The sequence below is a fragment of the Limimaricola cinnabarinus genome (genome assembly GCF_002723615.1).
In the GTDB taxonomy this organism is placed as follows: Bacteria; Pseudomonadota; Alphaproteobacteria; order Rhodobacterales; family Rhodobacteraceae; genus Limimaricola; species Limimaricola cinnabarinus_B.
In genome coordinates, this window is sequence record NZ_KZ304965.1 from 66,932 (window position 1) to 75,393 (window position 8,462).

An 8,462-nucleotide genomic window follows, 5' to 3' on the forward strand; every position below is an offset into this window, starting at 1 on the left:
GCCGCGGGCGGGGCCTCGCCTTGTCGTGACCGCCCCGACCGCCCATATAGGAGCCAGCCCGAAACAGCGGAGAGACGCCATGCAATCGAAAAACAAGATCTTCGACGACCTGTCGCAGCTGATGACCAACGCGATGGGCGTGGCGCAGGGCGCGAAGGACGAGGCCAACAACGCCATGAAGTCGATGCTCGACCGCTGGCTCGCGGAGCGCGACTTCGTGACGCGCGAGGAATTCGACGCGGTGCGCGCCATGGCGCAGAAGGCGCGCGAGGAGAACGAGGCGCTCAAGGCGCGGATCGTGGCGCTGGAGACCAAGACCTCGAACTGACGGCGCATCATCGTCAGGCGGATGTGAAAGGGGCGGCCCGGCAGGCCGCCCCTTCGCGTCTCAGGCCTCGAAGCCTTCGAGATAGGCCGCGAGAATGTCGCGCGCCGCCTCGAGGTCGGTGCGGTCGACCATCTCGGTCACGGTGTGGATGTAGCGGGTGCCGACCACTACGCCCACCGCGCGCGCGCCCGCCGCCGCCTGCTGCGCTGCGGCGCCATCCTGCCCGCCCGCGGCCAGCAGGGTGCGCTGGCAGGGAATGCCGCGCTCCTCGGCCAGCTTCTCGATATCCACGACGAGATCGCGGTCGGCGATGAAGCTGCCATCGCGCAGATGCAGGCCGAAGCCCTTGCCTTGCGTGGTGGTGCGGTCCTTTTCGGGCACGCCGGGCGTGTCGCAGGCGAGCGTGGTGTCGACGCCGATGCCGATATCGGGGCGCACCTTGTAGGCGGCCGTCTTCGCGCCGCGCAGGCCGACCTCCTCCTGGCAGGTGAAGGCGACGTGGATCTCGGCGCCGCGGCCCTTCTTGCCCAGTTGGCGGATCGCCTCGATGCCGAGCCAGCAGGCGACGCGGTTGTCGAGCGCCTTGGAGACGAACTTGTCCCCCATCTCGAGGAAGGGCTCGTCCATCACCACCATGTCGCCGACCTTGACCTTTTCGGCGGCCGCCTCGCCAAGACCGGTATCGACGAAGAACTCGCCCACATCGGGCACCTTCTTGCGGTCCTCGGGCTTGGAGATGTGCAGCGGCTTGCCGCCGGGGTTCATCACCCCCTTGATGTCGCCCGCATCGGTGCAGACCAGCACCCGGCGCGAGAAGAGATTGCGCGGATCGAAGCCGCCGACGGGCTGCAGCCAGAGGAAGCCCTTCTCGTCGATATGGCTCACCAGGAAGCCGATCTCGTCCATGTGGCACAGCAGCATGATCCGGGGCGCACCCTCGACGCTTGCATCGCGGCGGCAGAGCAGGCTGCCCATCGGGTCTGTCTCGACATGGTCGAACAGCCCGTCGATCTCGGCGGCGACGAGGTCGCGCACCCGGTGTTCATGGCCCGGCACGCCGGGGGTTTCGCACAGGCGCTTGAGTAGGTCGGTGTTCATATGGCTCTCCGCTTTTGACGCGAAGGCTGGCCCGGCGCGCGGGCAAGTGCAACGGCCCCCGCGACGGCAACCGCGCGGCGCGGCGGCTCGGCCCACCGATTCGCTTATCCACAAGAAATGTCGGAGGTGATTCCCGAATCGAACGAATCGGGGCAATTATCCCCAAGAAACGGCTTTACAGCGACTCGGCCAAGACTCACCATATACACCCGGGACGAGCGCGACGGAAGCACCTCCGTCGCCACCGATCCGGGCGGATGCGCCGCACCCGTCACCCGCAAGCGAAAGAGGCCGTTCATGGCATTGTCAGAGTCCTATCTCGAAGACGAGATCCACCCGATCGACCTGGTCGAGCAGGTCGCGGACCTGCATGAATGGGCGGTCGAACGGGTCGCCGAGGACCAGATCGCCATGACGCTGAAGGGCCAGTGGCGCGATTATGCGGTGACGCTCGCCTGGCAGCCCGCCGACGAGACGCTGCGCCTGGTCTGCATGTTCGAGATGGAGCCGCCCGAGCCGCGGCTGCCGCAGATCCTCGATTTGATCAACCGGATCAATGATTGCTGCTGGGCGGGCGGGTTCGCCTGGTGGGGCGATCAGGGGATGATGGCCTATCGCTACGGGCTGGTGCTGTCGGGCGGGCAGATCGCGGGCTCCGAGCAGGTCGACACGATGATCCACGCCGCCTTCAACGCCTGCGAGCGGTTCTACCCGGCCTTCCAGCTGGTCTCATGGGCGCATCGCGCCCCCGAGGCGGCGATGCAGATCGCCATCGCAGAGGCCTACGGGCGGGCCTGAGCCCTCAGAACCATTGGCCGGGCTCCATCAGCCCCAGATCCAGAAGCTGGCGGGCGCGCCATTCGAAGGGCGTGGCCCCGGCCCAGTCGAAGCTGGCGATCACGTCGCGCGAGGCCGGGTTGCGGCGCAGCGCCTTGGCGGCGCGAAACGAGCAGATGGCCGCCGTGGGCGAGCGGTGCCAGGGGCATTGCATCTCGTTATAGGCGGCGCGATCGAAGCGGTGGTCCTCGCCGAGCTTCAGCCCCCGGGCCGCGCGAAACAGCGCCACCCGAACGATCTGCCGGCGCTCGGGCGGCACATGCTCCTCGAAGCGCCAGCGCAGCCCGCCGAAGATGTCCACCTGCCGGTCGAGCGGATGGTTCTGCGCATCGCGCCGCCCATGGGCGAAATAGCCCAGCCGGTCGAAATGCGCCTGCTCGCGCGACAGCCCGTCGGGATGGGCGGTCAGGTCCCTGGCATAGAGATCGACGGTGACGCAGGCGGCCGCGTCGCGCCGCTCCTCGGCGAGAAAGGCGCAAAGCTCGGCGATGCCGCGATCCTCGCTGAACGGGAAATACAGGTATTCCGCGTTGTAGCAGTAATACAGCCATTGCCCCGCCGGGACCGCCCCGATCACGGCGTTGACGATGTCGGTCCCGGCGGACGGGCTGCGGGTGTCGGCGCGGACCCAGTCGAGCCGGGGGTCCGTGAGGGCGGGCTGCGGCAGGTCCGGCGGGGCGAAGGCGACCACCCGCGCGAAGCCCAACGCGAGATGGTGGCGCAGCGTGGTCTCGATCTCGGCCGCGTCCTCGATCATGATGAGCGCCATCGGCCCGCAGGCCGCATCTTGGCCGGACCCCGGCCCCCGGCGCCCCAGGGCGCGGCGCTCGGCGCGCAGGGCCGCGAGAAACTGCTCAAGGCTGTCGTGGATCATTGCGCCTCCCTGTCGGCTCGGGCCTTCGGCCCCGCGCCGCCCACAGGCATTGCCCAGCGGGCGGCGCATTGCAAGAGCGGTGCCTTTGGCCTAGACCACGCGCCTGATCACGCAAAGGGATGGCGGTGATGACCCAGACGCCCAAGAAGCTCTTCATCAAGACCTATGGCTGTCAGATGAACGTCTATGACAGCGAGCGCATGGCCGAGGCGCTGGGCGCGTCGGGCTATGTCACCACCGAGGTGCAGGACGAGGCGGACATGGTGCTGCTCAACACCTGCCATATCCGCGAGAAGGCGGCGGAGAAGGTCTATTCCGATCTCGGGCGCCTGCGGCCCCTGAAGGACGCCAAGCCCGATCTGAAGATCGGCGTGGCGGGCTGCGTGGCGCAGGCCGAGGGCGAGGAAATCCTCAACCGGATGCCGCTCGTCGATCTGGTGGTCGGGCCGCAGAGCTATCACCGCCTGCCGCAGATGGAGCGCGCGGTGGGGCAGGGTGGCCGCGCCGTCGACACCGATTTTCCCGAGGACGACAAGTTCGAGGCGCTGAAATCGCGCCCCAAGGCCCGGCGCGGGCCGACCGCCTTTCTCACCGTGCAGGAGGGCTGCGACAAGTTCTGCGCCTTTTGCGTCGTGCCCTATACCCGCGGCGCCGAAGTGAGCCGCCCGGCGGCGCGGATCGTCTCGGAGGCGCGCGACCTCGTCGAGGCGGGCGTGCGCGAGATCACGCTCCTGGGCCAGAACGTCAACGCCTGGCACGGCGATCTGGATGGGGCCGAGGGCGGCCTCGCGGCGCTGGTGGGGCAGCTTGCGCAAATCGACGGGCTGGAGCGCATCCGCTACACCACATCGCATCCCAACGACATGGACGAGGCGCTGATCGCGGCGCATGGGCACGAGGCCAAGCTGATGCCCTACCTGCACCTGCCGGTGCAGTCGGGCTCGGACCGCATCCTCAAGGCGATGAACCGCAAGCACACGGCCGAGCAGTATCTGCGGCTGATCGAGCGCATCCGCGCGGCGCGGCCCGACATCCTGCTGACTTCGGATTTCATCGTCGGCTTCCCGGGCGAGACGGATGAGGATTTCGAGGCGACGATGGATCTGGTGCGCGAGGTCCGCTACGGCTCGGCCTTCTCGTTCAAGTATTCGCCCCGCCCCGGCACGCCCGCGGCCGAGCGCAAGACGCAAGTGCCGGTCGAGGCGATGGACGCGCGGCTGCAGCGGCTTCAGGCGCTCCTGGGCGAGCAGCAGCGCGCCGCGCAGGAGGCCATGGTGGGCCGCGAGACCACCGTGCTGTTCGAAAAGCCCGGCCGCATGCCCGGCCAGATGGTCGGCAAGTCCGAGCATCTCTTCGCGGTGCATGCGCAGGCGCCGGAGGCGATGCGCGGCGAGATCGCGCGGGTGCGGATCACCGCCTCGGGTCCGAACTCGCTGTCGGGCGAATTGATCGGCTGAGTCGCCGGTCCGGCGCAGCCCGGTCCGGCCCGGAGAATTCTGGCGAAATTCGGGCAAGGCCGCGTCCCGCGGCCGCCCGGGGCCGCATTTTTGATGCCGCCCCGACAACAATGGGGATGCCGGGCCGCGACTGTCTCGGCCCGCCTCGGCAAAATCCTGCCAAGGTCTTCCCAAGGCCATGATCCGCATTAACACTGTGATGACAAGGCTCGCCCTTCTGCCGACGGCGAGCACCCTTGCCGACGGTATCGAGAAGGATCAGTACAAGTGGCTTCATTCATCAAGGCGAAGTTGCGCGCCGCGGCCGGGGGGATCGTGGCGATCGGGCTGACGCTGGGGGCGCTGGGCGCGCCGGCGTTCGCGCAAGACAGCCGCACCGTCCCCGCGGAGCGCTACAACCCCGGGATCTGGATCGATCCCGATGGCTGCGAACATTGGGCGATGGACGACGGGGCCGAAGGCTTCATGGGGCCGCGCCGGATGCGCGACGGCCGCCCGGTCTGCCACCGCTCCGAGATCTGCGGCGTCGTGCCGACCGATACGCTCTTTGCCACCGATCGCTACAACATCTCCGCCGCCGGCCGCGAGCGGCTCCGGCAGTTCTTCAGCCAGGCCAATGCCTTCGGCTTCCTGATCTACGGGCATACCGACAGCCGCGCCAGCGATGAATACAACATCACCCTGTCCAACAACCGCGCCCGCGCCGTGGCGCAGGTCGCGCAGGGCATCGGCGCGCGCGTGGTCGATGTGCGCGGTTTCGGCGAGCGGCAGCCCAAGGCCTCGAATGCGACGGCGGCGGGCATGCAGCTCAACCGCCGCGTCGAAATCTACTGCCTGCGCTGAGGAGCGAGATCATGACTGTCCTGAAGAGCTTCGCGATTCTCGGCCTCATCGGCTCCGCCGCGGCCTGCACGCCGGTCGGCGCCGACAAGTCGTTCGATCGCGGCATCAATGCGCATGACGTCTCGACCATGGTGGCCGGGATCTGGGTCGATCCCGATGGCTGCGATCACTGGATCATCGATGACGGCGTCGAGGGCTATCTCAGCGAGCGGCTGACGCCGGACGGACTTCCGGTCTGTTCGGGCGTGGCGCAGCCCGATGTGGCTGTGGGGCCGTTCAAGTCGGGCTCGCCGATCCCGGACCCGCTCTAGGGCGACCGCGTGACGCGAAAGAAGGGGGCCGCGCCGCGAGGGGCGGCCCTTTCTGCGTCTCGAGCCTGCAACCGATGCGCGGCTGATGCGTTTTGCCAAGCGATCCGCCGGCAGCCGCTTGCGCGCGCGCCCGCGAATTGCGACCATTGTCTTGCTGCATAGGCGCCATTCGGCATGAGGAGTCCTGCTTGTCCATCGCCACCCCGACCGAGACAGTCCTCGAGTTTCCCAACAATTTCCTGTTGATAGATCTTTGTGGCGAGCATGATCGCCATATCGCGGCCATCGAGGAGCGGCTCGGTGTGCAGATTCTGCGCCGCGGCAACAGGCTCTCGGTGATCGGTGACGAGGAGGCCAGCGCGGACGCGGCGCGGGTGCTGCAGGCGCTCTATGCGCGGCTCGAAGCGGGCCGGGCGGTCGAACCGGGGGATGTGGACCGCGAAGTGCGCATGGGCGCGGTCGAGACGGCGCCCGCCGCCGGTGACGACCAGATCGACCTGTTCAAGGCCGACCCCGCCGCCGAACGGATCGAGATCAAGACCCGCCGCAAGCTCGTCGAGCCGCGTACCGAGGCGCAGAAGGACTATGTGCGCGCGCTGTTCGACAACGAGCTGTGCTTCGGCATCGGCCCCGCCGGTACCGGCAAGACCTATCTCGCCGTCGCCGTGGGCGTGTCGATGTTCCTGCAGGGCCATGTCGACAAGATCATCCTGAGCCGCCCGGCGGTCGAGGCGGGCGAGAAGCTCGGCTACCTGCCCGGCGACATGAAGGAGAAGGTCGACCCTTACATGCAGCCGCTCTACGACGCGCTGAACGATTTTCTCCCCGGCAAGCAGGCCGCCAAGATGATGGAGGAGAAGGTGATCGAGATCGCGCCTTTGGCCTTCATGCGCGGCCGCACGCTCTCCCGCGCCTTCGTGGTGCTCGACGAGGCGCAGAACGCCACGACCATGCAGATGAAGATGTTCCTCACCCGCCTGGGCGAGGGCAGCCGCATGGTGGTGACCGGCGACCGTTCACAGGTCGACCTGCCGCGCGGCGTCACCTCGGGGCTGCATGATGCCGAGCGGCTCCTGAAGAACATTCCCAAGATCAGCTTCAACTACTTCACCTCCCGCGACGTGGTGCGCCACCCGCTGGTCGCGGCGATCATCGACGCCTACGAAGCCGATGGCACCGCGTAGCCCGGCGCGGCCGCCGCTGGTCGATTGCCTGATCGAGGATCACCGCTGGGAGCAGGTCGATCTCGAAGCGCTGGCCGAGACCGCCTGCGCCGCGGCGCTGGAGGGGATCGGCCTTGATCCCGCGGCCTTCGAGATCAGCCTTCTGGGCTGCTCGGATGCGCGGATCGCCGATCTCAACGCCGATTTCCGGGGCAAGCCCAAGCCCACCAACGTACTGAGCTGGCCCTCGGAAGAGCGCGGCGCGGCCCGGCCCGGCGACCGGCCGAAAGCCCCCCGGCGCGATCCCATGGGGCCGACCGAGCTGGGCGACATCGCCATCGCATGGGAGACCTGCACGCGCGAGGCGCAGGCGGGCGGGCGGACAACCGCCGATCACGTGACCCATCTTCTGGTGCATGGCACCCTGCATTTGCTGGGGTATGACCATGAAACCGACCCGGATGCGGCGCTGATGGAAGGGCTCGAGACGGAAATACTTGGCAAGATGGGGGTCGCGGACCCATATGCCACGGAAGTGACAGCAGCACCGGAAGGAGACGATGGGCGACGCGTTTGATACGGCCGAGGCGGGGACCACCCGCGACGCCGATGGAGATGGCTCCGAGGGGCCAAGTAGCACCAGCGCCGAGGACGGCATGGGGCGCGGTTTCTTCAGCCGCATCATCGGGGTTCTCAATCCCCCCGAGACCGAATTGCCGCCGGTCGAGGCCTCTCGCAGCTTTGCGCAGGTGCTGCCCGTTCCGGGCATGCTGAACCTGCGGCGCATGCGCGTGGAGGACGTGATGGTGCCCAAGGCCGATATCACGGCCGTGCCGGTCACCATCCCGCTGGACGAGCTGATCGATGTGTTCCGCGAGAGCGGGCTGACCCGGATCCCGGTGTTCGACGGCACGCTCGACACGCCGATCGGGCTGGTGAACCTCAAGGATTTCGCGCTCAAATACTGCTTCGTGCCCGAGCGGCCCGATTTCAGCCTGCGCGACATGCTGCGTTCGCTGCTCTACGTGCCGCCTTCGATGCCGCTGGGCGTGCTCTTGCAGAAGATGCAGACCGAGCGGATCCACATGGCGCTGGTCATCGACGAATATGGCGGCACCGACGGGCTCGTCACCATCGAGGACCTGATCGAGACCGTGGTGGGCGAGATCGAGGACGAGCACGATATCGACGAGGCGCAGAGCTTCCTGCGCGAAAAGCCCGGCGTCTGGCTGGCGCTGGCGCGCACGCCGCTCGAAACCTTCGAGCGGGCGATCGGGCAGGACCTGACCGCGCATGAGGAGATCGACGAGGAAGAGATCGACAGCCTCGGCGGCCTCGTCTCCATGCTGGCGGGCCATGTGCCGGCGCGCGGCGAGGTGATCGAGCACCCGGCCGGGATCGAGTTCGAGGTGGTCGATGCCGATCCGCGCCGGATCAAGCGGCTGCGCATCCGCCTGCCCGAGAGCCGGGACGCCTGAGGCCATGACGGCGAGCCTGCTGCGGGCGCGGCCCGCCGCGTGGCGGCGCGCGGCCCGGCCCTGGCCGCGGGCC

At 68.1% G+C, this 8,462-nt stretch carries 10 protein-coding genes; 8 read left to right on the plus strand and 2 right to left on the minus strand.

Annotation, left to right across the window (positions count from 1 at the left end; genetic code table 11):
* Positions 1-79 precede the first annotated feature (79 nt).
* A complete protein-coding gene (locus CJ301_RS13625; protein WP_099277939.1) occupies positions 80-328 on the plus strand; it encodes an accessory factor UbiK family protein in 249 nt (82 codons plus the stop codon).
* Between the two features lie 60 nt (positions 329-388).
* On the opposite strand, the gene CJ301_RS13630 is transcribed toward CJ301_RS13625, so the two are convergent.
* Complete coding sequence (locus tag CJ301_RS13630) at positions 389-1,426, minus strand: M42 family metallopeptidase (RefSeq protein WP_099277940.1); 1,038 nt, start codon at positions 1,424-1,426, stop codon at positions 389-391.
* Positions 1,427-1,723: 297 nt separating this feature from the next.
* Here CJ301_RS13630 and CJ301_RS13635 point away from each other — a divergent pair, with 297 nt between their 5' ends.
* Positions 1,724-2,224, plus strand: a complete 501-nt coding sequence (locus CJ301_RS13635; protein ID WP_099277941.1) for a YbjN domain-containing protein — start codon at positions 1,724-1,726, stop codon at positions 2,222-2,224.
* 4 nt (positions 2,225-2,228) lie between these two features.
* On the opposite strand, the gene CJ301_RS13640 is transcribed toward CJ301_RS13635, so the two are convergent.
* Positions 2,229-3,137 carry a glycosyltransferase family 2 protein gene (locus CJ301_RS13640; protein WP_099277942.1) on the minus strand — a complete coding sequence of 303 codons (909 nt, stop codon included), beginning with the start codon at positions 3,135-3,137 and terminating at the stop codon, positions 2,229-2,231.
* A gap of 128 nt (positions 3,138-3,265) precedes the next feature.
* On the opposite strand from CJ301_RS13640, the gene miaB reads away from it, so the two are divergent.
* From miaB to CJ301_RS13670, 6 genes are all read left to right on the plus strand, one after another.
* A complete protein-coding gene (gene miaB, locus CJ301_RS13645; protein ID WP_099277943.1) occupies positions 3,266-4,594 on the plus strand; it encodes a tRNA (N6-isopentenyl adenosine(37)-C2)-methylthiotransferase MiaB in 1,329 nt (442 codons plus the stop codon).
* A gap of 267 nt (positions 4,595-4,861) precedes the next feature.
* The gene (locus CJ301_RS13650) at positions 4,862-5,437 is read left to right on the plus strand and encodes an OmpA family protein (RefSeq protein ID WP_099277944.1); all 576 of its coding nucleotides are present in this window, start codon (positions 4,862-4,864) and stop codon (positions 5,435-5,437) included.
* An 11-nt stretch (positions 5,438-5,448) separates the two neighbouring features.
* Complete coding sequence (locus CJ301_RS13655) at positions 5,449-5,748, plus strand: hypothetical protein (RefSeq protein WP_099277945.1); 300 nt, start codon at positions 5,449-5,451, stop codon at positions 5,746-5,748.
* 188 nt (positions 5,749-5,936) lie between these two features.
* Positions 5,937-6,932: a PhoH family protein gene (locus tag CJ301_RS13660; RefSeq protein WP_420215214.1), complete on the plus strand. Its 996-nt coding sequence runs from the start codon at positions 5,937-5,939 to the stop codon at positions 6,930-6,932.
* The gene (gene ybeY, locus CJ301_RS13665) at positions 6,919-7,488 is read left to right on the plus strand and encodes an rRNA maturation RNase YbeY (protein ID WP_099277946.1); all 570 of its coding nucleotides are present in this window, start codon (positions 6,919-6,921) and stop codon (positions 7,486-7,488) included. Before CJ301_RS13660 ends, ybeY begins: the two co-directional genes overlap by 14 nt.
* Entirely contained in the window at positions 7,472-8,389 is a 918-nt protein-coding gene (locus CJ301_RS13670) for a CBS domain-containing protein (RefSeq protein ID WP_099277947.1), read from the plus strand. Before ybeY ends, CJ301_RS13670 begins: the two co-directional genes overlap by 17 nt.
* The last annotated feature ends 73 nt before the right edge of the window (positions 8,390-8,462 follow it).